Below are 26,398 nucleotides of genomic sequence, written 5' to 3' on the forward strand. Positions count from 1 at the left end.
GAATTGCCGGATGGCGTGCCAGACATTACTCGGCAGCGGCCCTCACTCATTCATCCAACCGGTTATGGACGACTTACCGGAGCACAATCGATGCGGGGTTCCGCGGCGCCCAAAGCATGCTCTGAGCTTTGCTTACCTGGCATTTCCGGCCTCGCTTCCGCGGCGGCCGGAAGCACTCTTCAGGGTGAAGCAACTCCCGTGTGTCGTGGTCGTGTTGCGAGTCTCCGTGAAATGTCAAAAAACTTCTGGACCGCCCCGGATAATGCGTTGAAGAATTCTCCGCAGTTTTCATGAGCGGGGAGTTCTGCCTTGCGGAGACGTGAATCTGCCGCAGGGTATTCGCCCCGCATTGTGCGCAGTCGGTTCAGTGCGGTCAGCTTCGGTAGACGGTGAGGACGGCTCCGCTGACTTCGATGCGGCGTTCGTCGAGTTTCTCGCCGCAGTGCAGTGCGGACAGGCAGCTCCGGAAGAGCCGCAGCTCCTCCGCGTCGAGCACTGCGGCGGCCAGGTTCAGCAGTTCTTCGAGTGCGGCGGGGGTGAGGGCCTCGGGGAGCTCGCCGGAGAGCAGGACCACCGGCTCCCCTGTCCTGCCCCGCACGACGGCGGTCGCGGACACTCCTTGGACGACAAGCACATGCACCCCTCTCGCGGAGGTTTCGGGCGGTTCACCCGTCTTGAGGGTCGAGAGGATAGTCACGGTGGAGCCGCGCAACATGGGCCGAATGACCCCTAGTTGAGCCAATCGGGTGAGAGCGCGACGCGTGTCGGGTGGGGTTCGTATCCGTCCATTTGCCCTCCCGCCTGCCGTTTCCCCCGATGGGCGATGTGTCCGGTGAGGGGCGATGTGCGTGAAGTGGTTGTCCGAGGTTCTTGAACGGTCTACTGTCCAATCTCGTCAGACAGATCGTCCGGCATGGATGGACGTCCGAGATCGTATGTGACCGTCCATGCCCATTCAGTAAAGGAACCACCATGCTCGGCATGCGTGAGCTGGACGCGGAATCCGCAGAGCTGCTGCCCGGCCGTGAGGCCCTGGGCCGGCTGAAGTTCAACTTCGTCAAGACGACGAACGTGACGCGGCACGTCGCCTACGTCCAGGCCCAGAACAACTCGTACGCGCTGAACGCCTGCTCCCCCGAGGCCATCGCGCAGTCCGCGGCCACCCAGACCATCAACGTCCACCAGTAACCAGCCCTTTATCCCGAAAGAGGTTTCACCATGAACAACGAACAGCTCAACGACGAGTCCGCGGAACTGCTGCCCGGCCGTGAGGCCCTGGGCCGGCTGAAGTTCAACTTCGTCAAGACGACCAACGTGACGCGGCACGTCGCCTACGTCGACGCCCACAACAACTCGCTCGCGGCGAACCTCAACTCCCCCGAGGCCATCGCCGCCTCCGAGGCCAACCAGACCATCAACATCAGCCAGTAGCGGCACCCGACGCGTGCGGACCGTGTACGTGGCGACGCGGTCCGCACCGGGGAGGGAGGGCAGGACGATGGCCAAGGGTCAGGGGGCCCATGACCCCGCTCCCATGGGGACGGCGGTCCGGGACACAGACAAAACGTTTTTCGGGGACGTGTACGAGGAACCGCGCTTCCCCGTCCCGCGACTCGGCTCAGGACTTCAACGCCTGGGCGAGTACCAGGGATCCGGCTTCACAGAACGCAAGTACCTGGTCCGCCGGCAGGACGGACAGGTGGTCCAGCTCTCCCCACTGCTCTACCTCGTGGTCGAAGCCATCGACGGCGTACGCGACACCGAGGCCATCTCCCACCGGGTCAGCGGCCGCTTCGGGCGCGAGCTCAGCGCGGACAACATCCACTACCTCGTGGAGCACAAACTCCAACCGCTCGGCCTCACCGTCCCGTTCGGACAGGCGGACGAGCAGGTCGTCGCCGGTCCCCGGTCCGACCTCCTCCTGGTCCTCAAAGGCCACCGGGTGATCTTCCGCGAGCGGCAGGTCGCCCGCATCGCCAGGGCACTGGCCTGGCTGCACCGGCCCCCGATGGTTGCCCTGGTGCTGGCAGCGGTCACCGTGCTGGACGTCTGGCTGTTCGGCTACCACGGCGCAATGCAGCCGGTGCTCCAGGTGCTGGAACAACCCATCCTGATGCTGGCCGTCTTCGCACTGATCGTAGCTTCGCTCGTGTTCCACGAGTTCGGTCACGCCTCGGCCTGCCGATACGGGGGCGCCCGACCCGGAACCATCGGGTTCGGCCTCTTCCTGATCTGGCCCTCCATGTACACCGACGTCACCGACGTCTACCGCATCAACCGGGCCGGCCGGATCCGCACCGACCTGGGCGGCGTCTATTTCAACGTCGTCTTCCTACTAGGGCTGGCCGGCGCCTACCTCCTCACCGGCCAGCCCTTCTTCCTCGGCGCGGTCTACCTGGTGCACTTCGAGATCCTCGAACAGCTGATGCCGGCGGTCCGACTCGACGGCTACTACATCCTCGGTGACCTCGCAGGAATCCCCGACCTCTACGGCAAGATCAAACCCATCCTGCTGAGCATGCTGCCGGGCCGGCCGCTCCCCCCGGAGGTGGCCGGCCTCAAACGCTCCGCACGGGTCATCGTGACCGTCTGGGTACTGACCATGGTGCCGCTGATCCTCGCCGAGCTCGGTTACGTCCTGTGGAACCTCCCGCGCCTGCTCGAAACCGGGGTGCGTTCGCTGGTCGAGCAGGCCACCGGAACCTGGTTCGCCTTCGCCGACGGACAGATCGCGGCCGGACTCGTCGGCGTCGTCGGAGGGTTCATGATCCTGTGCCCCCTGGCCGGCGCCGGGTATCTCACCGTGCGCCTGACCGGGCGGCTCGTGCGGGCAACCCTCCGCACCACCCAGGGAAACCTCCGGCTGCGCCTGGTCATCTGCGCCGGCGTACTGACCGCGGCCACCGCGCTCGGCGCGGCATGGATGGGCGGGATGACCCCCAAGCCGCTGCCTCCGCGGCCACCCATCATCCCCATTCTCCAGCCCGGTGTGCCCACGCTCCGCGCGGCGGCAACGCCGCCGGCCTCGGACGAGGCGCCGCAGGACGACGCCCAGACGGACTCCCCCGACCCCACCGGCCCGTCGCCGGAGACAAGCCTGCTCTCGCCGACGCCCGATGCCAGTCCCTCCGACGAGGACACGGCGAGCGGTTCCCCCTCCGCCGAGGACGAGACCAAGGCGGCCGCCCCGACACCCAAGAAGGCGACGCCGAGCCCGACCCCGACCCGCAGGCAGAGTCCGGTGCCGTCCGGCCCCAGCCCCTCGGCCGGTACATCGAGCCCCTCGCCGTCGGCCCCGCCCTCGCCAAGCCCCTCCCTGCCGCTGCCCACCGAGAGCTTCCCCGACCCCTCCACCTGGTGAACCCGGGGACCCAGAACCCCCGATGACAGCCGCGAACCCCGGTGAACCCCCCGTGAACCTCCCCGGCCCCGTGCCGCCCATACACCCGTAAAAGGAGAACTTCAGTGAGCCACCGCAAACCACGCACCGGCACAGTCAGCCGGACGGCCATGCGCCTGGGCATGCTGACCACCGTCTGCCTGACCGGCCTCGCCACCGTGACCCCAGCGGGTGCGACGACCGGATCCCGCATCACTGGTGGCGTCGGCATCGCCTTGGACGAGGCACGGTCCCTGGCCAACCCCAGACACCGCGTCGACCACGACGAGGAATTCACGATCCATCAGCTCGGCACGGTCCTGGGCGCCGGCGTACGAAACCGGGCGATCGCCCGCTCCGTCGGCTGCTCGATCGACGCACCCTGCCGGTCGATCGCACTGTCCTTCCAGGTCGTCACCACGAACGGAGTCGCGGGCCTCAACGCCTCGAACACCAGCAAGGCCATCAACGACCACTGCGAGGGCTGCGAGACCTTCGCCGGCGCCTACCAGTTCATCGTCTCGACCCCGTACCGGTTCACACTAAGCTCGTCGACCAGAAACAAACTCGCCGGATACGAAGGGCGGCTGGCCGCTCTGGAACGCAGCCGCGAGCCGATCGACGTCCTCAAGAGCCACGCCGACGCCCTGGCCGCCGAGGTCGTGAGCCTGCTCCAGCAGGGAGTGGCGGCCGCGCCGCACGGCGAGACCGTCAACCCGCTGGCTTTGCGGCCCACCGTCACCCTCCGGCGCCACATCGACTAGCCCCCACCCGCGCTCCGTACCCACGGAACCCACCGCCTCCCGGGCCCGGGCCCGCTCTCCCGGACCCGGGGGCCGACCTCCCCACGGATGACACCCATGCGCCCCATGCGATATCCGCCCGAACTGCGCCGCAAGGCCCTGGACCTGCTCGCCGACGGCGAGCCCGTGAAGAAGGTCGCCGTCGCTCTCGGCCTCAGCGACCAGACGGTCTACCAGTGGCGGCGCCGGTACCTGCCGCACCTCAGCAGAGGAGGTCCCAAACCCTCCACGGGCCTGGACCTCAGGGCCGCACGCCGGCGTATCGCCGAACTGGAGTCCGAGCTCGCCGCCCTCCGGCGCGCGACCGAGCTGCTGTGCGATGTGGTGTCCCCAAAAGGCGATTCGAGGCAGTTCACGTGATGGCCAGCGAAGGGCTGCCCGTGCGCACCGCCACCCGGGCGCTCGGAGTGACCGAGTCCGGCTACTTCACCTGGCGCGCCCGCCGCCCCTCCGCCCGGTCGATCCGTCACACCTGGCTCACCGAACTCATCACCACCATCCACGCAGCCTCCGGCGCCACCCACGGATACCGGCGCATCCACAGCGAACTCACCCAGACGTACGGGATCGCCGTCAGCCACGGGACGGTGGAACTCCTCATACGCCGGGCCGGTATCCAGGGGCGCGCCGGTGACGGCACCCCTTCTTCCTGAAAGGAACCGGAACTTGACATCTCCCCCAGCTGAAGCAGGGGGATTCATTCCTCGCGGAGTGACATTTCTGCTTCATCGACAGCCGCTGCCCCGAATAAACGGCGAGGGACGTTGGTACGCCCAGCAGTCTTACGCCAGCTCCACAGACCTGACATCCCGCCAGCCCGGCGGTAGACCCGGCCAGCTTGGTTATCGCCAGCCGGGCACGGTCGAGCATACAAGTCGCGGACGGCGCGTAGGACGGGCATCCGCCCAGAGGGCGAATACCCGCTCGCTGCCCTGCTCCGCAGGAGTCCCCTTCCTCTCCACCCTGAAGGGCGGAGTATCCACGGAGGAATCCCGATGACCCTGGAACACCCCACGCCCCCGCTGCCCATCTCCTCGCTGCTGCGCCCCCAGATGCGCATGGAAGGGGACCTGCCGGCCACTCAGGCGCACCAGGTGATGCTGCACTGTGCCCTGGACGCGGCCTGTGTCACGGTACGCAGCACCGACCTGAACGCCGTCACCCGGATCTCCGAACTCGACTACCAGACGGTGGCCACGGTGATCAGATGGCTGCGGATCCTCGGAGCCGGGCGGTGAACGGCCCGACACCGCCCATCAGTTGCCGGAGTCGGAGCCGGAGCCGGGGTCGGAGTCTGTCGGGGCGTCGCGGTCGCGGGTGCTGCGCAGGAGGGATTCGACGAGTGCGGTGACGTGGCGGCGGTCGGCATCGGACAGGCGTTGGACGCTGGCGATGAGGGTGGCGATCTCCGGGTCGGACGCGGTGTCGGCGGGGTCCTCGAAGTAGAGGTGGATACCGCAGGCTTCGGCGGCGGCTCTGCGTACCGAGTCCAGGGGCAGTTCCAGTCCCCGGGCCAGGCCTTCGAGGGTGGCTTGCTGCGGCATACGGGCCACGTGCGTGACGGTCGCCAGGTGGTGCACGGTGGATCGCGGGATGCCGCCGCGCCGGGCCACGTCGCCGTAGGACCAGCCCTGCTGCTCCAGCCGGCTCTTCACCAATTCCTGCAGTGCGTTGGCCACGACATCGATTCTTCCTGCTAGCGACAAGCTGACGCGTTCGCGCGAGATCGAGTCTATGTCGGTGCGTGTGGGGGACGATCACGCGAGAGAGCTTTATCGGTCAACCGAGAAGCGAGTGAGCCGCTCCCAGGTAACGCACCGGGTCAAGGCCACGGACCAGGGGTGGGGTTCCGGCAGGGAGGCGTAGGGCTGGTGCGAACACGAGGTGCCCCCTCCCCCTTATTGGATGTCTGCCCGCCTGGCTCCCCCGCCGCGGCGACGCGCACGCCTTTATGGGGTGTCAATCGGCGCGAGACGCAGCAGAGGGCGGCGAGGTCGAGGAACTCCGGCGGCGGCTCAGGGGTGAGGGATGCCGCCCAGCGCCGAGAGTGGCTCCCTGCGAAAGGAACGGAAGGCCGTGTTCTATGACGTCGGTCACAGCGCCCCACGAATCTACCGGCATGCATAGTAGATGTGGCATGGCGGGTATTTGAGCATTTGTCCGTATTGGCACTAATTCGGATCCCGCTGCGCGTCCCGGGATTCCGCCCGGCCGGACGGCACGCCCGTTGCCTCGTGGTGTAACGCTTCTGACGCCGCGACAGCTTCTCCTCTCGCCGCGATGTGCGGACCGAAGACCCGCACACAGCCCTGGCGAGGTGCCGAGACCTACGAGGCGACGTAGTGGCGGGGCCCCTTGTGCGCCCTGTCGAGCCGTTCTAAGAATGGCGACCCACAGGACGTCGCCGCAGTTCGGAACCGGTGTTCACGCAGAGTCGACCTCACACCGGGCTCTCGGCGTCACCCAGCGAGTAGGAGCCCCCGCATGAAGTCGTCTCGAACATCCGCGAGGCCCCTCGCCCTCGCCCTCACTCTCGGCCTGGGCCTGGCCTCCAGCGCACTGGGCGCAGCGGTGCCGGCAAGCGCCCAGACGGCCGCCACCCCGTCCGCTGCCGCCGATACCTCCATGGCGCGGTACGCCGGGTCGGCCCAGGCGGCCGCGAACAACAAGGCGTTCTTCGGCGCCGTGCTCAAATCGGTCGCCGAGAAGCGCGCCGCCCAGCCGAACGCGCAGGCGGTAACCCTCTACTACAACGCCTCCCAGGCACCGAGCTTCCGTTCGCAGATAGCGAGCGCGGCCGCGATCTGGAACAGCTCCGAGTCCAACGTCAAGCTCCAGCCGGCGTCGAGTGGTGCCGACTTTTCCTACCGCGAGGGCAACGACCCACACGGGTCCCACGCCTCCACCGACGGCCACGGAAGCGGCTACATCTTCCTCGACTACACCCAGAGCCGGCAGAACGACTCGGTCCGCGTCGCCACCCACGAGACCGGGCACGTGCTGGGCCTGCCGGACGACTACAGCGGGCCGTGCAGTGAGCTGATGTCGGGCGGCGGCCCCGGCCCGTCCTGCACCAACCGCTACCCGAACGCCACCGAGCGCTCGCGCGTCGACCAGCTGTGGGCCACCGGACTCGCGCAGGCCCCGGACTCGGGCAGGACCTGGTCACGGTGAACCAGGCCCGCTGACCACCTGAGCGGTGCACCGCCGGTGCGGACCGTGGCGCCTGGCCGCGGTCCGCACGTGTGCTCGCCGGGCCCGTGCGCGACCTGCTGCCCGACCGGGCCGCTCCATCAACTCGATCGCCAGTGACGGCTCGATCCCGGCCTCCCGCAGGATCTCCCAGACGGTGGAGGCGGCCACCTTCACGCCGAGGACCAGCAGTTCGCCGTGGAGGCGCCGCTAGCCCCAGTGGGGATTCTCCCGGGCCAGGCGCAGGACCAGAGCGCGGATGGAGCGCACGGTGCGCGGCCGGCCTGGGTGCTTCGGGCGGGAGCTGGCGGCGTGGCGGCGTGGCGGCGTGCGAGAAGGTTGCGGTGCCAGCGCAGCATCGTGTCCGGTCGGATCAGCAGCCGCAGCCTGCGCAGCACGTCCATGGGCAGCCGGTGCAGCAGCGCTGCCAGGAACGCCCAGCCACTGGAGCTGAACGGCACCTTCTCCTTGCCGAGTTGGCGCTCCAACACCGTGGTCCGATGGCGCAGGGCGAGGATCTCGACGGCCCTGTCCCGACCGCTCATCGGCAGCAGGCGCAACATCGCAGACGCGTTCGCCACACCGAAGTAGGCCAGTCGCAAGCAGGATGGTGAATCACATGCCGCGGCTCTCGTCAGCGGGGCGAGAGTCCCCGGCGCCATCAGCCACAGCTGCCACGCCCCGGACCTCACCCACCGGCTCCCACCAGGACGGACGAGTTTTCGGCAAGCGCAAGGGCTGAAATCACGCACCGATACTGACCGGACCGGGATCAAACGGACGTCGGAGAACAAGGTCCTACTGCAGAGCACCCCACGATCACCTTCGGTTCCACCCACGTCACGGGCACGCGGCAGTCCTTCAAGATCACCGGGACCTCACCGTCAAGGGCCGGACCCGCCCGGTGACGGTGCACGGGATGGTGAACGGGGACAGCTGTTGCGCGGCTGGGTGATCACCCGGAGGATCGAGCGCCACACACCGCGTTCTTGGGCGTATTGCGGCTGGCCAACGAGGTCCGAATGGAGCTCGGAGTGACCGGACTCGAACCGGCGCCCGACTCCGTGCAGCCGACCGGCTGGCTGCGGGCGGGTCGGGCCTTGATGGGCCGCCTATCGTAGAGGCATGGGCGAAGTCCTCATCGTGTACGAGCTCGACAAGGCAGTGGCCGCGCGCACACCGTGTGGTACCGACCGGGCCGTCCGCCGGGTGCACGCGGCGCCTGCTGCCCCGGGGACGCCCACCGCGACGGGACCGCGAACCCTCTGCGGCAAGGACACCTTCGCTATGGAGACGCCCAGCTGGAAGCACTCCGAGCACCCTGAGGGACCGTGGTATCCCGAGGAGTACGCATCCGCGGTGTGCCCCGACTGCGATGCCGTGATGGAGACCTGACCGGCGGGGCGACGGCTCCGACGTCGCTGCGTCACCGCAAAGATTCCGCCGCCGTCGCCACGGCCGTGCGCTGGGGCGACGCGCTCTGGCCACGTCGATACGCCCTTGCAGGCGCCGACAGCCTGCCCGTCGTCCCCGGGTGCCGTACCGGAACATTTCAAGGTTCCCGCACGGCTGAGCGGCTTAGCGAACCTGACTGTCGAGCTGCACGCGGCGACTCCTTACGGATACAGCTCTGGTCGCCTCGTCTCACGCGCTACTCCACCTCCATTGTCGGTGTCGCTTCTCCCCTCACGCGCTCAGCGTGACAACCCGGCAGCCGGGACGCCGGTCACCGGCACCAGGCGTCGCAGAACTCAGCTACATACGGGATGAGACAGCGGAGCCAACGCCCTAGTCGTGGACCGGGCGACGTCCGTGGTGGCGGGGTCGCGCACCAGGCGGACGCCGATGCCCCGCATCGGCCACGGGGGCGTCCTCCTTGTTGCGCGCAGCCAGACCGGCAAGGCTTCGACAACAACCCGGTGGGCCATCACAAGCAGATCCCCCACCTCGACATACGAAAACGCCACCGACTCGACGGCCTCCTCCACAAGTACGAACATGCCACGTGACCTGGTCGGATGAGGTTGTCGGCAAGGGCAGGGTGGTACGGCAGTGTGTGCTTGCCTGCATTCCACTGCCCCACTGCCGTATCTCACTGTCCTACTGCCGTATCTCACTTCCTGGCATCGGTGTGTGACCGTGCGCATGTGATCGCTCCAGGAATTAAGGGGCAAGCGCACAATTGATGTATGTGCGGATTTCGAATCCGCCCCAGTTCTTCCCCGGACGCTCGATTCATGGGCAGTGGCACCGGCAGCCGGCGGAAGGGGCCGCCTTCGGTGCTGAGTGTCCGTAGCGTCGTCGGCCAGATGTTCGTACTGCAAGTGGCGGTGGTGCTACTACTTGCCGTCGGAGCCGTGGTGATGCTCGCACTGACGACCCAGCGCGAGAGCACCCATGCGGCCGGCAATCAATCACTCGCTGTCGCGCAGGGCCTTGCCAGCTCTCCGGGGCTCCTGGGCGCCCTGAGGTCGCCCGACCCCACCGCAGTGCTAAAGCCGAGAGTCGAGGAGGCCTGGAAGGGCTCCGGCGTGGACTTCCTGGGCGTTCTGAACCGGGACGGAATCTACTACGCCCTTGCCTCCCGTACGGGTCGCCCAGGCCGCCACACCGCTACCAACATGGCTCCTTTGCTGGCTGGCCGAACCGTACGGGAGAAAGGTGTTGGCTCTCTCGGCCCTCAGGTTCGGGTCTTCATCCCCGTCAAGGAACCATCTGGGACGGTGGTCGGCGCGGTCGGCGCCGGGATCACGCTTGAGCATGTCGGCGACAGGGTTGCAGCGCAGTTGCCAGCCGTGGTGGGCGCTGCGGCCGGCGCGGTGGCCGTCACCACGGGCGGAGCGGCGGTTCTCAGTCGACGGCTGCTGCGTCAGACCCGCGGCCTCGGGCCGGCCGAGATCACGCGCATGTACGAGCACAACGACGCGGTATTGCACTCGGTGCGGGAGGGCGTGCTGATCATCGGTGACGACGGGCTGCTGCTGCTGGCCAACGACGAGGCACGGCGACTGCTCGACCTGCCTGCGGACGCGGAGCGTCGCCATGTCACGGCCCTCGGTCTGGAGCCGCCCATGGCCGAATTGTTGGTCTCCGGGCGAGGGGCGACCGATGAAGTGCATCTGGCGGGCGACCGTCTGCTGGCGGTGAATGTACGGTCGACCGGCCCCTACGGAGGGATTGCCGGTAGCGCGGTGACATTGCGGGATACCACCGAGCTGCGGGCTCTTGCGGGCAGGGCCGAGGCGGCCGGGGAGCGTTTGAAACTGCTCTACGACGCGGGGGTGCGGATCGGCACCACACTGGATGTGGCGCGCACCGCCCAGGAGCTCGCCGAGGTGGCGGTTCCGCGCTTCGCCGACGTGGTCACCGTTGAGCTGCTGGAGCCGGTTCTGCGGGGCGACGAGCCCCCCGAGGGGAGCACCGCTATGCGGCGCGCAGCGGTCAGTGGCGTCCGGCAGAACTCGCCGTTCCACCCGGTGGGTGAACTCGTCACATTCGCGCTCATGGCTCCGATGGCGTCGGACGTGGCGAGCGGCCGGGCGGTCCTCGAGGTGGACTTGCGCACGGCGTACCGTTGGCAGGCCCAGCATCCCGAGCGGGCCCGGCGGATCCTGGACTATGGCGTCCACTCGCTGATCAGCGTGCCGCTGCGGGCCCGCGGCGTGGTGCTGGGGCTGGCCGACTTCTGGCGCGCCGAGACCCTCGAGGCCTTCGGGGAGGAGGATCGGTCCTTTGCCGAGGAACTGGCCGCCCGGGCGGCGGTGGCCATCGACAACGCCCGTCGCTACACCCACGAGCGCACCATGGCCGTCGCCCTGCAGCGCAGCCTGCTCCCGCGGGGACTCCCGGAGGTCAGTGCCCTGGAGGTCTCCCATCGCTATCTGCCCGCGCAGGCGTGGGTGAGCGGGGATTGGTTCGACGTCATCCCACTGCCCGGCGCCCGGGTGGCCCTGGTCGTCGGCGACGTCGTCGGTCACGGAGTGCACGCGGTGGCCACCATGGGCCGCCTGCGCACCGCCGTGCACAACTTCTCCGCCCTGGACATGGCCCCTGACGAGCTGCTGGCCCACCTGGACGAGCTGGTCACCCGAATCGACGCCGACGAGGCCGCCGAGGAGGACGGGCAGCAGATCACCGGCGCCACCTGCCTGTACGCGATCTACGACCCGGTCTCGGGTAGGTGCACCATCGCGCACGCCGGCCACTTCGGTCCCGCCCTGGCCCAGCCCGACGGCACCGTCGCCTTCCCCGACACCCCCGTCTCACCACCCCTCGGCCTCGGTGGCGCTCTCCCGTTCGAAACCGCCGCACTGCGGCTGCCCGAGGGCAGCCGGCTGGCCCTGTTCACCGACGGGCTGCTCGAGGACCGCGACCGTGATCTCGACACCAGCCTGGACCTCCTGCTGGGCGCCCTGTCCCATCACGACCACACCCCGGAACAGACCTGCCAGGCAGTCATCGACGCACTGCTCCCCGAACGCCCCCAAGACGACGTCGTCCTGCTCATCGCCCGCACCCGGCTGCTGAACCCCGACCAAGTCGCTGACTGGGACATACCCTCCGATCCAGAGGCCGTCTCCCGCGTCCGCGCCGGTGTCACCCGTCAGCTGGAGACCTGGGGCCTGGACCAGCTGGCCTTCACCGCCGAACTGATCGTCAGCGAGCTGGTCACGAACGCCATCCGGTACGGCGCCCAGCCCATACGGCTGCGCCTGCTGTACGACAGCAGCAATCTGATCTGCGAGGTCGCCGACGACTCCAGCACCTCGCCGCATCTGCGGCGAGCGGCGGCCACCGACGAGGGCGGCCGGGGACTGTTCCTGATCGCCCAGTTCGCTGGGCGCTGGGGCACCCGGTACACCGCCCACGGCAAGATCATCTGGGCAGAACAAGCCCTGCACGGCGGAGCCGCAGAACCCGGCACCGACCTGGCCGACATCCTCCTTGGCCAATGGGACGAATGAGCAGGCAACTGGCGCGAGCGCCAGGCAGCCGTCCTTGCCGACCCGTCCCTCGCAGCCCCTGTCCCGTGCGGGCCGCACATCGGCGACGACGAGCTGCGCACGGCGATCGAGACCATCCGGTCCCGGCTCATGGACGCGCGCGCATCGACCTCACCGTCTTCGCGCCGCGTGCCTTCTTTATGAGCCACCACATCCTTTATGAGCCACCACATCGGCGGCTTCGAGACCTCGCAGGCGTGGGCACGGATCTGCAACGACCTCGTCCACCAGGTCTGCGCCCTGATCCCCGGCCCGTTCGCCCCTGCCCCGATGCTCCCGCAGTTGCGGGTGCCGACAAGTCATCCGCCCAGGTGACCGCCTTGATCGCTGATTTTGGGCCGTACCCGCCGATGCCGGGCCAGCGGTCGTCAAGAGCGGTGTCCGGATGCCCCGGATGAACACGGTGATGGAAGGGTGGATACAAACCTGCCGGTGCGAACTGCTGGACCGCACCCCTATGGAACCAGCACCAACTCCTCCCCACGCTGAGCGAGTTCGAGTCCTTCTACAACGGGCATCGGCCGCACCGGACCCTGCATCAGGCGGCCCACTCCGCCCGCTGTCCGAACCGAGCACCGAACCAGGACAGATCGAGCACCTGGCGGTCCACCGCCGAGACCGAGTCGGCGGAACCCTTCACGAGTACCAGCATGCCGCCTGACCAGGCCGGACGATTAATCGGCACCCGCAATGCCGTCCCCGCACCGCTCGCCCCTGCGCAGATCTCCCACCTCGACGTACGCCGAAGAAACTGCCTTGGCGGAGTCCTCAACGATACCAACGTGCCGCCTGAACTGCGTGGATGGACCTTTCGGCAGGCGCACCTAGGGGCGATCCCCCACAACACCCCGTCATCACAGAGCAGTTACTCCGGGCCCGCACCAGGGGTGGAGCCCTCCTCGCCGACGATCCGCAGGCGTACGGGCAGCCGCAGGATGATCACATCGTTCGTCCACACCAGGAGCAGCAGATGAAGACGCGCAGTCGTACCCTCACCGCCGTGGCCGCAGCCCTCGTCCTCGGCCTGACGGCCGGACCGCTCGCCGCCCCCGCCTTCGCCTCCCCCGCCGGGTCCGCCACGGCCGCTCACGCCACCACCGGCCCGGACGCCGAGGCCCTCCGCGCCGCGCTCGCCTCGCTGCCGGACTCCGACGCGACGGCCGCGCTCGTACGGGTCGGCGGCAGCGACGGGACATGGCGCGGGAGCGCCGGGGTGCACGATCTCGCGAGCGGCCGGAAGGCGGACCCGAACGCGCTCTTCCGCGCCGGTTCGACCACGAAGGTGGTCACGGCGGCGGTGGTGCTGCAACTCGCGGCGGAGGACAAGGTCGACCTGGGCACCCCGGTGCAGCATTATCTTCCCGGGCTCCTGTCGTCCGCCTTCAAGCCCGTCACCGTACGGCAGTTGCTGAACCACACCAGCGGGATCCGGTCGGGCGACGGCTTCGGCGACGCCTTCGAGGACGCGTACGCGCACCGCTTCGACACGCTCACGCCGAAGCAGGTCGTCGCCTCGGCGGTGGCGAAGGGCCCGGAGTTCGACCCGGGCGAGCAGCAGGAGTACTTGAACATCAACTACACGATCCTCGGCATGCTGATCGAGAAGGTCACGGGACACTCGTACGCCGGCGAGGCCGCCCGGCGCGTACTGCGCCCCGCCGGAATGCACCACACGTACTTCCCCGGCACCGACCCCCGCATCCACGGACCGCACAACCACGGCTACCAGGCGGTGAAGCAGGCGGACGGTACGACGAAGTTCGTCGACGTCACCGAGTGGAACCAGGCGGACCGCTGGGCGGCGGGCGACATGATCTCCACGACGGCGGACCTGGAGCGGCTGATCACCCACCTCTTCCGGGGCGAGATCGTCCCGAAGCCGCAGCTGGAGGAGATGTTCACCGTCCCCTCGAACATCGAGGGGGCCGACATGAGCGCCGGGCTCCAGCGCTTCGAGTACGGGGGCGAGGTGTACTGGCTCAAGTCGGGCGCCCGCTACGGCTACAGCGCGGTCGTCGTGGCCACCCGCGACCTCTCCCGCACCCTCGTCTACTCGGTCAACTCCACGGACGCGAAGGGCGAGTCGATGAACCCGGTGGCCCAGCGGATCGCGCTGGCGGCGCTCAAGTAGTCATGGCAAGCGGCGCAGGCGAGGTGAGCGCCTCCAGCCGTTTGATCTTCCTGCGCACGACATACAGCGGTATCACCCCGAAGACCCCGAAGGACATGTCGATGACCGACCACCAGAAGGGGATGCCGCGGAGCGGTCCGCAGATCAGGGCGAGCGGGACGATGCCGGCGCAGGCGATCATCGCGAACTCGACGACCCAGATGTTGCGGACCGGGTCGCGGTAGGGCCCGTAGAAGGCGACGGCGATCACGAGGTGCGCGAACGCCAGCCAGTCCGTGCCGTACAGCAGGAAGGGGTACTGCTCGTCGGCGACGTCGATCCCCTGCCGTACGCGCTCGATCCAGTCCATGAGCGCGGGCAGGTGCTCCGGCACGGACAAGGACCTCAACAGGTCCTCGGTCCAGTGCAGTTCGTGCACCAGAGGGAAGGCCGTCGCCCCGCTCAGCACGAGACAGACGACGAAGAGGACCAGCCACGCACGGATGCCCTTGAGAAGGGCGACTCTGTCACCACTGTCGCTCATGGCAGGAGCGTACGCCCTACTTGAACGTGTTCAAAACTCGCCCTCGTGCGGTCGGGTAGCCGGATCACGTTGCCGTGACCCGGCCCCCTCAGAACCGGACGTGCACCTTTCAGTGCATCCGGCTCAAGCAAGCCCCAAGGGCTTCGCAGGTCAGCAGAGTCATGTGGCCCGTTTGCTGTCGCCCGCGTGATGCTGGCGGTGGCATTCGGAGTGCACGAGGCGAAGGTTGTTCCGCTCGTCCGTGCCGCCGTCTCGCCGGTAGGTGAAGTGATGCTTGTGGAGCATCTTCTTCGAGGCCGCGAACCAGTTGATCCACTCGCGTGGGCTGTCCGGTTCGTACTCGGCTCCGACGATCAGCGCCTGCTTGCAGAGAGGGCAGTGCCCCTGCTGCCGGACCGCCAGGAGAAGACTCGTCTTGTCCATCGGCGGCGGCGCCTTCTTCCGGCGGCGGTCCCGCCAGTACTCGGTCAGCGCGGGGTCGTCCGGGACGCTCCGCCCTTGACGAGTTGGTGGCGGACGATGCCGGTCCAGGCGAATTTGATGAGGAAGGCACCGCTGTCGCGGTCGCCGAACACCCACCGGTCACGCCGGGACGGGTGGAACTGGCCGAAGTACCGGTCCACGATCCAGTACCTCGACTTGTTGCGGTGACGGCGCCTGGACCATTTGAAGGTCAGCCGCCACAAGTAGTGATCCAGCGACGTGAACGTCGTCGTGGACGCCACCGCCCGGTAGTAGGCGGCCCAACCGCGAACGATCGGGATCAGCCTGCGCAATACGGCCTCGGCATTGGACCCGTGCAGGGTCTTCACCTCGGTCCGCAGCCGCGCCCGGAGCCTCGCGCAAGCCGCTGTGCTCGGCTTGATGATCAGCTTGCCGCCCGTTCGGCGGACGGTGAAACCGAGGAAGTCGAACCCCTTATCGAGGTGGACGACCTGGGTCTTCTCCTCGTTGAAGCGAAGACCCCTCGGCTCCAGCCAGTCCTCCAGCCGGGCCCTGACCTGGTGCACCTGTTCCTCGTCGTGACAGAGAACGACGTAGGGTCGACCCGAGGCGCGGTACTGGCCTTTCAACCAGCCCGTTTCCTCGGGCCGCCCTCCGAACCCGGCGTGCCTATTGCTAGGCACCGGGCTCTCCACAAATCCCTTCGGACACACGGGTTTTCCTCATGCCGTACTCGGCCACGGAGAGGGAATGGCCGCTCCTCGGTAGCGGTAGCGGGTTGTCCGCACCGCGGCCGGGTTGAACAGCTTCTTCTCTCCGTCGACGGGCCACCAGCCGCCCCGGCAGTATCGGCGGCGGAGTTCCTTCCAACTGGTCTTCCGGTGCTTTCGCCGGAGCCATCCGAAGACCTGCCGCCAGACGACAGCACGCAGGAACTCGAAGGCCCGGTGGGACACCCCCGGCCGGAAGTAGGCAGTCCAACCCCGCAGCAGCGAATTGAGCTGCTTGATCAGAGCTTCGAGCGGCAGGTTCACGTCCTGCCAGCAAATCGCCTTGATCTTCCCGGCGCACGACCTTACGGCCTTCTGCGCGGGGTAGGTGTAGACGTAGTACTTGCTGGTGCCTCGCTTGCGGTGACGCTGGATGCGCCAGCCGAGAAAGTCGAGACCTTCGTCGATATGGACCACCCTCGTCTTGTCCATCGCGAGCCTCAGCCCGAGCCTGGACAGCACCTCGGCCACCTCGTCGAGGAGCGCTTCGGCATGCGCCCTGGTGCCAGACACCATGATCGCGAAATCGTCTGCGTACCGGATAAGCCGGTAGTTGGCGAGTCCGTGACGGCGACGCCTGGCCCGCTCCACGCGGTCTGTCCACTTCGCCGCGAAGTGCTCGTCAAGAGCGGACAGGGCCACATTGGCCAGCAGAGGAGAAAGGATGCCCCCTTGCGGGGTTCCGGTGTCGGTGTCCCTGATGTTCCCGGTCTCCGACAGGATCCCGGCCTTCAGGAACGCCTTCACCACGGCGAGCACCCGTTTGTCCCCGATCCGATGCCGCAGCCGGTCCATCAGGTCCGGGTGCGAGATCTCGTCGAAGCACGCGGCGATGTCGGCCTCCAGCACCCACTCATAGGAGTTGGACGCCAGCAGCCTCATCTCCGCGACTGCGTCGTGTGTTCGCCTTTCTGGCCGGAAGCCGTACGAACACGGATGGAACTCCGCTTCGTAGATCGGTTCCAGCACCAGCTTCAGGGACGCTTGGACCACCCGGTCCCGAACGGTCGGGATGAGCTGAACCGGATTTTGTAGCGGCCCTGAAGCCAGGCATGATCGCCTCGGCAGATGGGAGAACACAGGTCCGATGCCTGCACCACGGAAGTACCCCGACGAGCTGCGTGAGCGAGCCGTCCGCGAAGTCCAGACCTCGGGCCGTCCGGTCGCTCATGTCGCGAAGGACCTGGGCATCCACAAGGAGGCCCTGCGCGGCTGGGTCCGCCAGGCCGAGGCGGACAAGGGTGACCGGCCTGATCTGCTGACCACCGCCGAACGGACCGAGCTGACCCAACTCCGCAAAGAAATAGCCGAGTTGCGTCGGGCAAACGAGATCCTGAAGGCCGCCTCGGTGTTTTTCGCGAAGGAGCTCGACCAGCCCCGCACGAGGCTGACGCGGTGATCAACCACCTCCGCGACGACTTCGGGGTCGAGCCCGTATGCCGGGAACTGGACCTCTCGGTCTCGGCATTCAATGCCCGCCGTCGGCGCCCGAAGTCCGCCCGGCGCCTGCGCGACGAACAGCTCATCGAGCACATCCGGCGCATCCATGACACGTCCGGCGAGACCTACGGAGCCCGGCGCATCCACCGCCAGCTGCGGCGCGAGGGCATCACCACGGCCCGCTGCACCATCGAGCGCCTCATGCGCGAAGACGGCCTGGAAGGCGTGATCCGCGGGCAGCGGCGCCGCACCACGATCCCCGAGCCGACCGCGCCCAGGCCGCCCGATCTGGTCAACCGGCGCTTCACCGCGAGCCGGCCGAACCAGCTGTGGGTCGCCGACCTCACCTATATCCGCACCTGGTCGGGCTGGGTATACGTCGCCTTCGTCCTGGACGTGTACTCGCGGATGATCGTCGGATGGCAGCTCGCCACCCACATGCGGACCGATCTCCCGCTGGACGCACTGGAGATGGCCTTGTGGCGGCGGGGAATCAAGAAGGGCTCGGGTCTGATTCATCACAGCGACCGCGGGTCGCAATACGTATCAATTCGGTACGGTGAGCGGCTGGTTGAGGCCGGCGCGACCGCATCTGTCGGCTCCGTCGCGGACAGCTATGACAACGCGATGGCCGAAGCCCTCAACGGTTCCTTCAAGGCCGAGCTCATCGAGCATCAAGGCCCCTGGCGGGACGCTGACCAGGTCGAACGTGCCGTCGTCCAATGGGTCGGCTGGTACAACACCGAGCGCCTGCACTCCGCCCTCGACTACCTCCCACCCGAGGAATTCGAGGCCCGGCACTACCGATCGCAGGCAGCTCCAAACGCCGCCTGAAACCAGAGAAACCGGCCGCTACGAAACTCGGGGCAGCTCAGGATGCCCAGCCGGCGGCGCTTGGCCGTTCCCGGTTTCGGGATCATCCGCTCCCGCACGGGCAGCGGGCGGAAGCTGCGGTTCTTCAAGTCGGACCGCACTTCCCCGAGGAACTCCTCGACGCCCCGCACGGACTCCACGTAGTAGGCGGTCTGACCGTCCACTCCGGCCGTGCGTGCTCCCTTGTTGCCCCGCACCCGATCCCACGCGATCAGCAAGAACGCTGGGTCGGTGACGAGATTGAACAGGTCGTCGAACCTGCGATGAGGTTCGGCGTTCGCCCAACGGTGCAGTTTGGTCTGGATCTCCAGTACCCGGCGTTCGGCCTTCATCAAGGCCCACTCCAGTTCGTCGGTATTCACCAACGACCTCCCGGCATTCCAGCAGCCTCCCTGCTGACTTGCTGGCCCCCTTCGCCATGTACGCGCCTCTCGCGCGCTCGGACTACTACGGGGCCTCCGCCCCGCCCCACAGCCGTCAGCCGACGACGGACCTGCCCACTGCTGTCCTGGATGGCCAGCAGGAAGGGCGACCGGGGACGGTTCCCACGTTCACCACTCAACCGATCGACGAGGGAGGTGCCCAGCTGTTGCCCCGGCAGCATCGCCATGACTACGCCGCAGTCATTCACCATGGCCTCCCCACCGGCGACTTCCCCCGGCTTCGGAGTTGGACGACCCGAAAGACGCCCACGCACTGCTGACCAACCCATATCCACCAGATTTGAGCTGGCACGCCGTTTACGGAACTTTGGCACTGGTTCCTCTCGTACACCTTCTCGTCTCGCTTGCCGAACCCACGCCGTCTGGCAGTGCCGACGCGTCTCGGCGTTGTCAGGGCTGCTTCCCACCCTCCCCGGCGTCTCCCGGATCAGGCTGCCCTCAGCTTCACCCAGCCGCTGCGACGGCCAGGCGGTGGAGTCCTTCCACCCCCACCCGGTTGTGCGGCGCCTCGTGGCGCGCGAAGTCGTCGGCATACCTCACCAGCACCGGAGTGCCCGGCATGGCGCCGGGCTCGCGCCCGGTCCGAACCGTGTATTGGCACCCTGCGGCCTGTTCCAGTCCGTGCAGAGCAACGTTCAGCAACAGCGGGCTGATCACACCGCCTTGAGGAGTTCCCTCCTCGGTCGGTGCGAACCGGCCGCGGTCGACCACGCCCGCCTTCAGCCAGTCCGCGACCAGGTCCCAGGCGGGGAACTGGCCGAGCATGGTCACGAGGTGGTCATGGTCGATGCGGTCGAACGCCGCCGACAGGTCCGCGTCCAGGGCCCACAGACGTTTCGGGTTCTTGCCCTTCACCGTCCAGAAGATCGCGGACATCGCGTCCTGGCAGCTGCGGCCGGGCCGGAAGCCGTAAGACCTCGGCTCGAACCGCGCTTCCCACTCGGGTTCCAGCGCGTTCTTCACGCGGGCCTGGAGGACCCGGTCACGGATGACCGGGATGCCGAGCGGTCGCTGTTTCCCGTTGCTCTTCGGGATGAACACTCGCTTGACCGGCCTGGCCTTCCAGGGCTTCGACGACCGATGGATCTCGGCCGCCAGCTCGCCTCTCGCCCTGGGCGTGAGGGCTCGCTCCCCGTCAATGCCAGCGGTCATGCGACCACTGCTCTGCTGGGGCACCCGCTTCACGCTGACCAGTGTGTTGCTGCGGCTTCTCAGCATGAGCTTCTGCAAGTTGCGGACCTTCTTCAGGTCCCCGTCCTGCGTCGCCTTGAAGATTCTCTGCCTCAGTCGCCGTACGTTTTCCTCGCAGGTGGCCCAGTCGATGCCGTGCCAGTCGAGTAAGTCGTCTTCGGGTCCGTTCACCGCAGGCGAGGGCGTCACGACAGGTGCCGTGACCTCCATGTTCGCCTCCGGTATCTAACTTGTCCCTCGGTTCCGGCTTCCTTGCAGTGGTGACTTCAAAGGCTCACCTGATCCACGTGGGCGCCCTTTCAAGCCGGACCAACTCGGGCCCGTATCCGGCGAGTTATCCGAGAGCGGGTGAAGGCCCCAACTCCCGGTTTCCTCTGGCCTTTCGGCCCGCCGGCCTTCGCTTCTTGGATCTTCCTTCTCCCGCCGGGGACTTCAGCCTCCCTTGCGGTAGGCCTACCAAGCCGAGGCTTGGACCCCGTCGGGGTTTCCACGTTCCGCACCAGTAAGACGCGGCTGGGGTGGGCGCCCCCTCTACCCCGGGACCAGCGGTGTCCTCCCTCCGGACACAGTTCCCCGGAGGTCGCTTGGTGCCTTTCAGCACCGGGTCCTGTGACCGCCGCTCGCATGCCATCGCGCGGTCGTATCGTCACGGGGCATCATCGAGGGTTCACTCTCGTTCGCCCGTCCAGCCTTCCCCTCGCCTGTTGCTCCTCGATGGCCGAGGTGCCCTTGGGCTTGAACGCTCCGCTTCACACCCCACCGTTACCAGCGACGCATGGGAGCGCGGGGACGGGCCTTGGACACTGGCCCGAAGTTCAGCCGATCGATACCTCCTTCACGTGGCTGTCCTTACTTACTTGGTGCGACTTCGTGTCGCACACCAGGGGGATCGACAGTTGGCATCAGGCAACGTTCGTGACCTGCCCTGATGCCAACTAGGTTCGCCGACTGGAAGCGCGGTCCTTGGAGCTGCCGAGCCCGGGACGCACAGCGAGCACCCGAGCGGCATAGCCTCGATCCGGATCAACGCGCCGCTGGCGGCGGGCAGTTCGGTCGTTGGGCCGGCCTCGGCATCCGTCACGGAGCCCGTCGTGTCCCGCACCTTGGTGAGCTCAGGTCAGGTTCGCGGGTTGTTTCGGCGGAGTCCGTGAGCGTGGCTGGACTGCCCGACGCCCGTGTGCCGCACTCCTCCCGCTGAGTGGCCGCATCTGCGAGGACACTCCTGGCCGCAGCCTTCAGCTCGGCTTCAGTGTCGGCTGCAAGCCACCGCATGAAGGCTCGGTGCTCGGGTGGAAAACAGAAGGAAACGGCTGACCCCGGGCGCTCGCTGAAGGCCCGGCCGACGCCGGGGCGACGAAAGGCTTGGTGTGCGGGGCCTACGGAAGCGGGTAACGTCTTTGTCATGTTCTTCCAGACGCCGATTTACGAGTGAGAGCGTGACGGGCCCCTGCTGACGCCCTTCGACGTCGCCGCGCCCGTCCCCCACCGATGAATCCGTAGATCACTTCACATCATTCCGGGAGAACCCGTGAGCAAGAACATCAACAACCCCGTGGGTATGGGCGGCGGCCAGCGCAAGAAGCTGTCCCGCGCCGAACGGCAGAACAACGGTCCGCACCGCAACCTCGACCGCCAGGGTGCCGCCGACCAGAAGGCGGAACTGGTGCGCAAAATGCGCGAGAAGGCAGGCGCAGCAGAGGGGGTCGGGCAGACGGGCGACGCCACCGAACAGAGCTGACGCACGCTGCCGCCGCAGGGCGGCACCGCACGGGGCAGGGCCCGGACCGCGACGCGCGGTCCGGGCCCTGCTGCCGTATCGGGCGCGGCTGGTCCCGCTCAGCTCTCGGCCGACCACCCGCGTCTCAACCGACTACCCGGGGCAGCCGCAGGTTCAGCAGCCCCGTCACCGCCACCACCCCAAGCTGCGCGAGCAGCGTCACCACCAGTGCGCTCCGCGTGCCCAGTCCGGGCGACACCGCCAGGAAGAGCAGTGCCAAGCATCGCCATCCCACGGCCAGTGAGGACTGCTGTGCGGTCCGACCTCGCTGCACACCGAGTTCAACCTCGAACGGTTCGCACCCCAGCGCAGTGCCAGTACCTGTTTTTTCGGCATCGGTGACGATCGTTTGGAGTCTTTGTGGAGAGAGGCAGGCACACGTCCTACGGTCCCTCCTGACTGGACCCCCGAGAGCCACGACACGCTTCGCCTCCTCGATCGCGAACTCGAATCCGGCGCCCGGGTCGCGCAGCACTCGTTGTGTGGCGAGTGCGTGCGCGCGCATGCGCGGGCCGGGGGCCATCGTCGCAGCATGCAGTGCCGACAGGACTACTTCACCCAGCGCGACCAACGCCCGGCTGAGACTCAGCTGCGTCTCCTTCTCACCACGCCCGAGCTGCGTCGCCAGCACCGCGGCCAAGGCGGACTCCTCGCCTTCAGGCACGAGCACGACCGCGGCCCGCCAGGCGCTCCGCGCCACCTCGTCGTCGGCGTCGAACAACAGCGCCCGTATGATCGCCGGCCACGCCTGTCGGTCCCCGATCTTGGACAGGGTGTGCAGCGCCTGGCTCCGTGCCTGCGCACGCTCCGAGCGGACTTCACGAACCCGCCCGGGGAGCGTCAAGGACACCGGGTGGCAGGGGGCGGGTGAGCGCCCAGGTCAGCATGTCTCGGACGAAGAACTCGGGCTCGATAGCGGATCGCTCGACGAGTTTGTCGACGAAGCGAAGCGCGGGTCAGGCGTCGTACGACCGCGAGAGCAGCCCGCAGTCGCACGGACGAACGGTCGCCCTCCAGGCCCCGAACTCCCGCATCGCGTCCGTGTCCTGTCTTGTGATCGTCATCGAGACCACCTCCTCGGCGAGCAGTGAAGACCCTGTCACCGCGTCAAGGTCAAACAGGGCTCGCTGCGCGATCACCAGTCAGCTGCGCCAGGCGCCTGTCGCTCCCCACGGTGACCACTCATTGGTCGACGCAGGAGCAACACTCCGTGGCCGCACCCCCACTCAAGGAAACTTGCGATGTACAGGGCACGGACTTCAGGTAACTATCGGAACAATCGGTGAAACAGTAGTAGATTCCGCTGACGGCGGCATGGCTCCTGCGGGCCTCTTGCGGCAACCCGACTCTTCATCACCAACAGCCCAGCGAAAGGCCGCCCATGAAGCGAACATTCACGTCAATCACCGCGTTGGTCGTCACCGCGCTGTCGCTGACACCTGCGCACGCTGCGGTCAAGAAGGCCAAGCCCCCGCTCAGTTGCGAGTCCCGGACGTTCACGTCCAGCCCGGGCCCGCGCTTCAACGACCCGGAGGACCCCGCCGCCCAGATGAAGATCATGGGCCCGATCATCGAATCGATCAACAGCGCCAGCTGCGGGCAGACCGTACGCGTCGCCATGTACTCGATCGGCAACACACAGCCGGGTCCAGACTTCGCCAACGCCCTGATCGCCGCGCACCAGCGCGGCGTCATCGTCAAGGTGCTGATGGACGCTCACAGCGACAATGCGATCTGGCAGTCGATGGTCACCGAGCTGGGCAACGACCCGCGAGCCTCCAGCTTCGCCGCGCTGTGCCCGGGCGGCTGCCTGACGCACTTCAGCGGCTCCGCCCTGCACGCGAAGTACTACATGCTCAGCGGCGGGCTCGATGCGAACAGGACTGTGACCGTCAGCAGCGCCAACCCCACCTCTGCCCAGGCCGGCACCGCGTGGAACAGCAGCGCCACCGTCAAGGGCAATGTCGACCTGTACAACTCCTACGTGCACTACTTCACCGCCATGGCCATGGGGGCGATCAATGGCCCGGGCCCGCTGGCACCCGACTACTACGACTCCACCAGCGGCACGGCCGCCAGGAAACTGTCCCCGCCCTCCTACCAGTGGCCCAAGGAGCGCACCAGAAGCGACACCTGGGTCGATTTCCTGAGCAACATCAAGGCCCCGGCCACGATCAACATCGCCATGTTCCAGTGGACCTCTCACGGGGAGCCGGGCGACAAGAACTATCTGGAGCTGCCGAAGAAGCTGGTGAGCCTGGCACAAACCGGCGTCAAGATCCACATTCTTATCACCGCCGGCCAGGTCGATGACAGCGTGCAGAACTACCTGAAGAACCGGCCGAATATCGACGTGCACGACACCAGCCACGGCACCGACGCGAACGGCAACGCCCTGCACTACACGCACGACAAGTACATGATGGTCAGCGGCAGTTACGCGGGTGCGGCCAACTCCAAGATCGTGTTCGTCGGCTCCTCGAACTGGACGAGCAACGGCGTCTGGCACAACGACGAGTCGGACCTGAAGCTGGTCGGCCAGTCCAACTACGACACGTTCATGGTGGACTGGCAGAACCAGTACGACCGCTGCTGCGGAACCGCGACGCGGCAGTTGGGCGCCGAGCAGCGCGCCGAGAAGACGGCACGAGAGATTCCGATCGATCCCAGGCAGGCCCAGGAATAGGCATTCCCGGCCCGAACAGTGCCAGTGAGCTCCAACCCGGCTGGCCTGACGGGTAGTTCGGGTGAGTGTGGTGTCCGAACGTGAAAACGCTCTTGGTGGACGAGGTCACGACCGAGATCGCCTGTCCACCAGGAGCTTCCCCGTCGACAACGCGGCCATGAAATCCTTCACCAGCTTGCTGCAGAAGAACATCCTCGACGCCGTTCCTGGGCAACCCGTCAGGAACTGCGGATCGCGATCGCGACCTGGATCGAACGGACCTACCACCGACGACGATGCCGCCGCCGACAAGCGTCACTCGGCCGGCTGACCCCCGTCGAATACGAAACCGTCATGACCACACCGGCCCTCCGGGCCGCGCGACCGAACCTGACCTGCCACCCAAACTTGCATCAGCCCCCTGCCTTCATCACAACGGCGCTCCACACAGGGGCACATAGGACAGCTAGAAGACGGGACCGAGGTCAGGCTCGGAGTGTGGCTGGCCAACCCCAAGAACCGGCGGGACAAACTCACCGCCGACAAACCCCAACAGCTCGCGGACCTCGGGCTGACCCATGCGGCTGATAAAAGGGACGCGCAGGACAGCGGGTACAGGCGGCCGCATGGCGGCACGGCTTGAGGTAGATAACCACCCCGTTCCTGCCATGCCTTCCTGTCCTTCCGTCGCGCCCCCGTTCGCCGTGATGGCCGTCATACCCATGCCGCCCCGGCACGCCCGTCGGGCCGGTAGGGCCAGCCGGGCCGGAGGGACCGGAGGGGCCAGGCGGGCCGGGCAGACCCTGCCGGATGCTGTTCCCCTGGAGGGCCATGCGCCGTGCTTGGAGTTCGTCGAGCTGCTGCTGGTGGGCGACGAGCACAGCTGCTTGCGCGACGAACATGACGGCCAGCGCTGCACCGACTGCAAGACGGCGTTGCGGGCTACGCCACGCCTCTTTCAGACTTCCCACATCATTCCTCACGTTATGCGATGACAAGGAGCAAAGAGCAAGGGCGCCGCAAAGACGGACCTCTACGTCGAGCGTCCTTCCCGGGGCGACCGGACCCCCCACTTCTGCCGATCACTGCCGGGAGGGGATGAAGCACGTCACGGGCGCAGCGCAGGCGGGTGTGCGGAACCATGTTCACCTACTTCGGGCGCCCCTTCGGCGCACGGAGAAGCCCGAGATGGGTCACGGGCTTCGACGTCTGCTTTCCGGCCACCACCGCTATGAATGCGACGGACCGGGAACGGCACCCAACGACCGGTCGACGATCCCGTGCCGTGCCACCGGTACGTCCGGCACTCTCGGCGGCGCTGCACCCCGTCCGGGCGCTGTCCACAACTCCGACTGCGCTATCCGGCCCCGCGCAAGGGCGGAATACCCTCCAGTGCACGCCGCAGGAGGCGGCCAGTGCGGCCGAGGGTCTAGCTCGGAGCCGGCGCTGGCGGAACGACAGCATCCTTCCCGTCCTTCCCGCTTGAGCCGTCCTGCCCGTCCGTACCGTCCTTGCCATCCTTCCCGCTCGTACCGTCCTTGCCTGCCGGACCGATAGGGCCACCGGGACCCGAGGGACCGGGGGGACCGGACGGCCCTGAAGGGCCAGGCTCAACGCTCGCCTGGACATCGACGGGCTGCATCCGCAGGTCGTCGATCTGCACTTGCTGGGCGACAAGCAGAGCTGACTGTGCGGCGAGCGCAACGGTCAGCACCGCGCCGAGCACGAGGGGGCGCCGCGGACTACGCAGCACTTCAATCACGC

General features: G+C 67.4%; 23 protein-coding genes and 4 pseudogenes. 16 read left to right on the forward strand and 11 right to left on the reverse strand.

What is annotated here, in order from left to right:
- Positions 1–373: 373 nt before the first annotated feature.
- Complete coding sequence (locus tag OG456_RS03215; protein WP_266557021.1) at positions 374–616, reverse strand: hypothetical protein; 243 nt, start codon at positions 614–616, stop codon at positions 374–376.
- A 356-nt stretch (positions 617–972) separates the two neighbouring features.
- On the opposite strand from OG456_RS03215, the gene OG456_RS03220 reads away from it, so the two are divergent.
- The 7 genes from OG456_RS03220 to OG456_RS03250 all read left to right on the forward strand — a co-directional run bounded on the left by OG456_RS03220 (position 973) and on the right by OG456_RS03250 (position 5,420).
- Positions 973–1,188, forward strand: coding sequence for a hypothetical protein (locus OG456_RS03220; RefSeq protein ID WP_266557023.1), 216 nt, complete (start codon positions 973–975; stop codon positions 1,186–1,188).
- Positions 1,189–1,218: 30 nt separating this feature from the next.
- Positions 1,219–1,431: a hypothetical protein gene (locus tag OG456_RS03225; RefSeq protein WP_266557025.1), complete on the forward strand. Its 213-nt coding sequence runs from the start codon at positions 1,219–1,221 to the stop codon at positions 1,429–1,431.
- 67 nt (positions 1,432–1,498) lie between these two features.
- The gene (locus OG456_RS03230; RefSeq protein WP_266557027.1) at positions 1,499–3,361 is read left to right on the forward strand and encodes a hypothetical protein; all 1,863 of its coding nucleotides are present in this window, start codon (positions 1,499–1,501) and stop codon (positions 3,359–3,361) included.
- 104 nt (positions 3,362–3,465) lie between these two features.
- Complete coding sequence (locus tag OG456_RS03235) at positions 3,466–4,143, forward strand: hypothetical protein (RefSeq protein ID WP_266557029.1); 678 nt, start codon at positions 3,466–3,468, stop codon at positions 4,141–4,143.
- Positions 4,144–4,239: 96 nt separating this feature from the next.
- Positions 4,240–4,542: a helix-turn-helix domain-containing protein gene (locus OG456_RS03240; RefSeq protein ID WP_266557031.1), complete on the forward strand. Its 303-nt coding sequence runs from the start codon at positions 4,240–4,242 to the stop codon at positions 4,540–4,542.
- Positions 4,542–4,835 (forward strand): IS3 family transposase, encoded by a 294-nt coding sequence (locus tag OG456_RS03245; protein ID WP_266569022.1) that lies wholly within the window; start codon positions 4,542–4,544, stop codon positions 4,833–4,835. Before OG456_RS03240 ends, OG456_RS03245 begins: the two co-directional genes overlap by 1 nt.
- Before the next feature lie 342 nt (positions 4,836–5,177).
- A complete protein-coding gene (locus tag OG456_RS03250; protein WP_266557033.1) occupies positions 5,178–5,420 on the forward strand; it encodes a hypothetical protein in 243 nt (80 codons plus the stop codon).
- Between the two features lie 18 nt (positions 5,421–5,438).
- Here the strand turns inward: OG456_RS03250 and OG456_RS03255 are convergent, their stop codons facing one another.
- On the reverse strand, positions 5,439–5,861 hold the full coding sequence (locus OG456_RS03255; RefSeq protein WP_266557035.1) for a helix-turn-helix transcriptional regulator: 423 nt from the start codon (positions 5,859–5,861) through the stop codon (positions 5,439–5,441).
- Between the two features lie 805 nt (positions 5,862–6,666).
- On the opposite strand from OG456_RS03255, the gene snpA reads away from it, so the two are divergent.
- Positions 6,667–7,356, forward strand: coding sequence for a snapalysin (snpA, locus tag OG456_RS03260; RefSeq protein WP_266557037.1), 690 nt, complete (start codon positions 6,667–6,669; stop codon positions 7,354–7,356).
- Positions 7,357–7,547: 191 nt separating this feature from the next.
- Here snpA and OG456_RS03265 read toward each other — a convergent pair whose 3' ends face one another.
- Complete coding sequence (locus OG456_RS03265) at positions 7,548–7,919, reverse strand: hypothetical protein (RefSeq protein WP_323136285.1); 372 nt, start codon at positions 7,917–7,919, stop codon at positions 7,548–7,550.
- A 580-nt stretch (positions 7,920–8,499) separates the two neighbouring features.
- Here OG456_RS03265 and OG456_RS03270 point away from each other — a divergent pair.
- From OG456_RS03270 to OG456_RS03290, 4 genes and pseudogenes are all read left to right on the forward strand, one after another.
- A complete protein-coding gene (locus OG456_RS03270) occupies positions 8,500–8,769 on the forward strand; it encodes a hypothetical protein (protein ID WP_266557039.1) in 270 nt (89 codons plus the stop codon).
- Positions 8,770–9,683: 914 nt separating this feature from the next.
- The gene (locus OG456_RS03275; protein ID WP_323136391.1) at positions 9,684–12,338 is read left to right on the forward strand and encodes a SpoIIE family protein phosphatase; all 2,655 of its coding nucleotides are present in this window, start codon (positions 9,684–9,686) and stop codon (positions 12,336–12,338) included.
- A 3-nt stretch (positions 12,339–12,341) separates the two neighbouring features.
- Positions 12,342–12,659 (forward strand): annotated as a pseudogene (locus OG456_RS03280) (amidohydrolase); the annotation flags it as partial.
- 688 nt (positions 12,660–13,347) lie between these two features.
- Positions 13,348–14,508, forward strand: a complete 1,161-nt coding sequence (locus OG456_RS03290) for a serine hydrolase (protein WP_266557043.1) — start codon at positions 13,348–13,350, stop codon at positions 14,506–14,508.
- Here OG456_RS03290 and OG456_RS03295 read toward each other — a convergent pair.
- The 4 genes from OG456_RS03295 to ltrA form a co-directional block, all read right to left on the reverse strand.
- Positions 14,501–15,031, reverse strand: a complete 531-nt coding sequence (locus tag OG456_RS03295; protein ID WP_266557045.1) for a hypothetical protein — start codon at positions 15,029–15,031, stop codon at positions 14,501–14,503. The genes OG456_RS03290 and OG456_RS03295 overlap by 8 nt on opposite strands.
- A 159-nt stretch (positions 15,032–15,190) precedes the next feature.
- Positions 15,191–15,454 carry an HNH endonuclease gene (locus OG456_RS50395; protein WP_323136286.1) on the reverse strand — a complete coding sequence of 88 codons (264 nt, stop codon included), beginning with the start codon at positions 15,452–15,454 and terminating at the stop codon, positions 15,191–15,193.
- Between the two features lie 44 nt (positions 15,455–15,498).
- A complete protein-coding gene (locus OG456_RS50400) occupies positions 15,499–16,041 on the reverse strand; it encodes a group II intron maturase-specific domain-containing protein (RefSeq protein ID WP_323136287.1) in 543 nt (180 codons plus the stop codon).
- A 156-nt stretch (positions 16,042–16,197) separates the two neighbouring features.
- Positions 16,198–17,325 carry a group II intron reverse transcriptase/maturase gene (gene ltrA / locus OG456_RS03305; protein WP_323136288.1) on the reverse strand — a complete coding sequence of 376 codons (1,128 nt, stop codon included), beginning with the start codon at positions 17,323–17,325 and terminating at the stop codon, positions 16,198–16,200.
- A gap of 7 nt (positions 17,326–17,332) precedes the next feature.
- Between ltrA and OG456_RS03310 the strand changes: the two genes are divergently transcribed.
- Positions 17,333–18,519 (forward strand): IS3 family transposase gene (locus OG456_RS03310; RefSeq protein ID WP_266557049.1). Its coding sequence is split into 2 segments (ribosomal slippage): positions 17,333–17,600 and positions 17,600–18,519, totalling 1,188 coding nucleotides; the frame shifts between segments, so codons are not numbered across the junction.
- Here OG456_RS03310 and OG456_RS03315 read toward each other — a convergent pair.
- The 3 genes and pseudogenes from OG456_RS03315 to OG456_RS03325 all read right to left on the reverse strand — a co-directional run bounded on the left by OG456_RS03315 (position 18,486) and on the right by OG456_RS03325 (position 21,596).
- On the reverse strand, positions 18,486–18,920 hold the full coding sequence (locus OG456_RS03315; protein WP_323136289.1) for a hypothetical protein: 435 nt from the start codon (positions 18,918–18,920) through the stop codon (positions 18,486–18,488). The genes OG456_RS03310 and OG456_RS03315 overlap by 34 nt on opposite strands.
- A 600-nt stretch (positions 18,921–19,520) precedes the next feature.
- Positions 19,521–20,402, reverse strand: a pseudogene (locus OG456_RS03320) (reverse transcriptase N-terminal domain-containing protein); the annotation flags it as partial.
- An 867-nt stretch (positions 20,403–21,269) separates the two neighbouring features.
- Positions 21,270–21,596, reverse strand: coding sequence for an Imm21 family immunity protein (locus OG456_RS03325; RefSeq protein WP_266557051.1), 327 nt, complete (start codon positions 21,594–21,596; stop codon positions 21,270–21,272).
- A 124-nt stretch (positions 21,597–21,720) separates the two neighbouring features.
- Between OG456_RS03325 and OG456_RS03330 the strand changes: the two genes are divergently transcribed.
- Complete coding sequence (locus OG456_RS03330) at positions 21,721–21,930, forward strand: DUF6243 family protein (RefSeq protein ID WP_266557053.1); 210 nt, start codon at positions 21,721–21,723, stop codon at positions 21,928–21,930.
- A gap of 442 nt (positions 21,931–22,372) precedes the next feature.
- Here the strand turns inward: OG456_RS03330 and OG456_RS03335 are convergent.
- Positions 22,373–23,033 (reverse strand): annotated as a pseudogene (locus OG456_RS03335) (HEAT repeat domain-containing protein); the annotation flags it as partial.
- A 317-nt stretch (positions 23,034–23,350) separates the two neighbouring features.
- Here OG456_RS03335 and OG456_RS03340 point away from each other — a divergent pair.
- The gene (locus OG456_RS03340; protein WP_266557055.1) at positions 23,351–24,655 is read left to right on the forward strand and encodes a phosphatidylserine/phosphatidylglycerophosphate/cardiolipin synthase family protein; all 1,305 of its coding nucleotides are present in this window, start codon (positions 23,351–23,353) and stop codon (positions 24,653–24,655) included.
- 145 nt (positions 24,656–24,800) lie between these two features.
- Positions 24,801–25,015, forward strand: a pseudogene (locus OG456_RS03345) (IS3 family transposase); the annotation flags it as partial.
- Positions 25,016–26,398 lie beyond the last annotated feature (1,383 nt).

This window comes from Streptomyces sp. NBC_01446, from assembly GCF_026340095.1.
GTDB classification, from domain to species: Bacteria; Actinomycetota; Actinomycetes; order Streptomycetales; family Streptomycetaceae; genus Streptomyces; species Streptomyces aureus.

Excerpts from the sequence above, each read along its gene's own strand:
- OG456_RS03270 (WP_266557039.1), top strand. The coding sequence starts at position 8,500 with ATGGGCGAAGTCCTCATCGTGTACGAGCTCGACAAGGCAGTGGCCGCG.
- OG456_RS03325 (WP_266557051.1), bottom strand. The coding sequence starts at position 21,596 with ATGACAAAGACGTTACCCGCTTCCGTAGGCCCCGCACACCAAGCCTTT.
- OG456_RS03295 (WP_266557045.1), bottom strand. The coding sequence starts at position 15,031 with ATGAGCGACAGTGGTGACAGAGTCGCCCTTCTCAAGGGCATCCGTGCG.
- OG456_RS03240 (WP_266557031.1), top strand. The coding sequence starts at position 4,240 with ATGCGCCCCATGCGATATCCGCCCGAACTGCGCCGCAAGGCCCTGGAC.
- OG456_RS03230 (WP_266557027.1), top strand. The coding sequence starts at position 1,499 with ATGGCCAAGGGTCAGGGGGCCCATGACCCCGCTCCCATGGGGACGGCG.
- OG456_RS03265 (WP_323136285.1), bottom strand. The coding sequence starts at position 7,919 with ATGAGCGGTCGGGACAGGGCCGTCGAGATCCTCGCCCTGCGCCATCGG.
- OG456_RS50395 (WP_323136286.1), bottom strand. The coding sequence starts at position 15,454 with ATGGACAAGACGAGTCTTCTCCTGGCGGTCCGGCAGCAGGGGCACTGC.
- OG456_RS03245 (WP_266569022.1), top strand. The coding sequence starts at position 4,542 with ATGGCCAGCGAAGGGCTGCCCGTGCGCACCGCCACCCGGGCGCTCGGA.
- OG456_RS03290 (WP_266557043.1), top strand. The coding sequence starts at position 13,348 with ATGAAGACGCGCAGTCGTACCCTCACCGCCGTGGCCGCAGCCCTCGTC.
- OG456_RS03250 (WP_266557033.1), top strand. The coding sequence starts at position 5,178 with ATGACCCTGGAACACCCCACGCCCCCGCTGCCCATCTCCTCGCTGCTG.
- OG456_RS03275 (WP_323136391.1), top strand. The coding sequence starts at position 9,684 with ATGTTCGTACTGCAAGTGGCGGTGGTGCTACTACTTGCCGTCGGAGCC.
- OG456_RS03225 (WP_266557025.1), top strand. The coding sequence starts at position 1,219 with ATGAACAACGAACAGCTCAACGACGAGTCCGCGGAACTGCTGCCCGGC.
- OG456_RS03220 (WP_266557023.1), top strand. The coding sequence starts at position 973 with ATGCTCGGCATGCGTGAGCTGGACGCGGAATCCGCAGAGCTGCTGCCC.
- snpA (WP_266557037.1), top strand. The coding sequence starts at position 6,667 with ATGAAGTCGTCTCGAACATCCGCGAGGCCCCTCGCCCTCGCCCTCACT.
- OG456_RS03340 (WP_266557055.1), top strand. The coding sequence starts at position 23,351 with ATGAAGCGAACATTCACGTCAATCACCGCGTTGGTCGTCACCGCGCTG.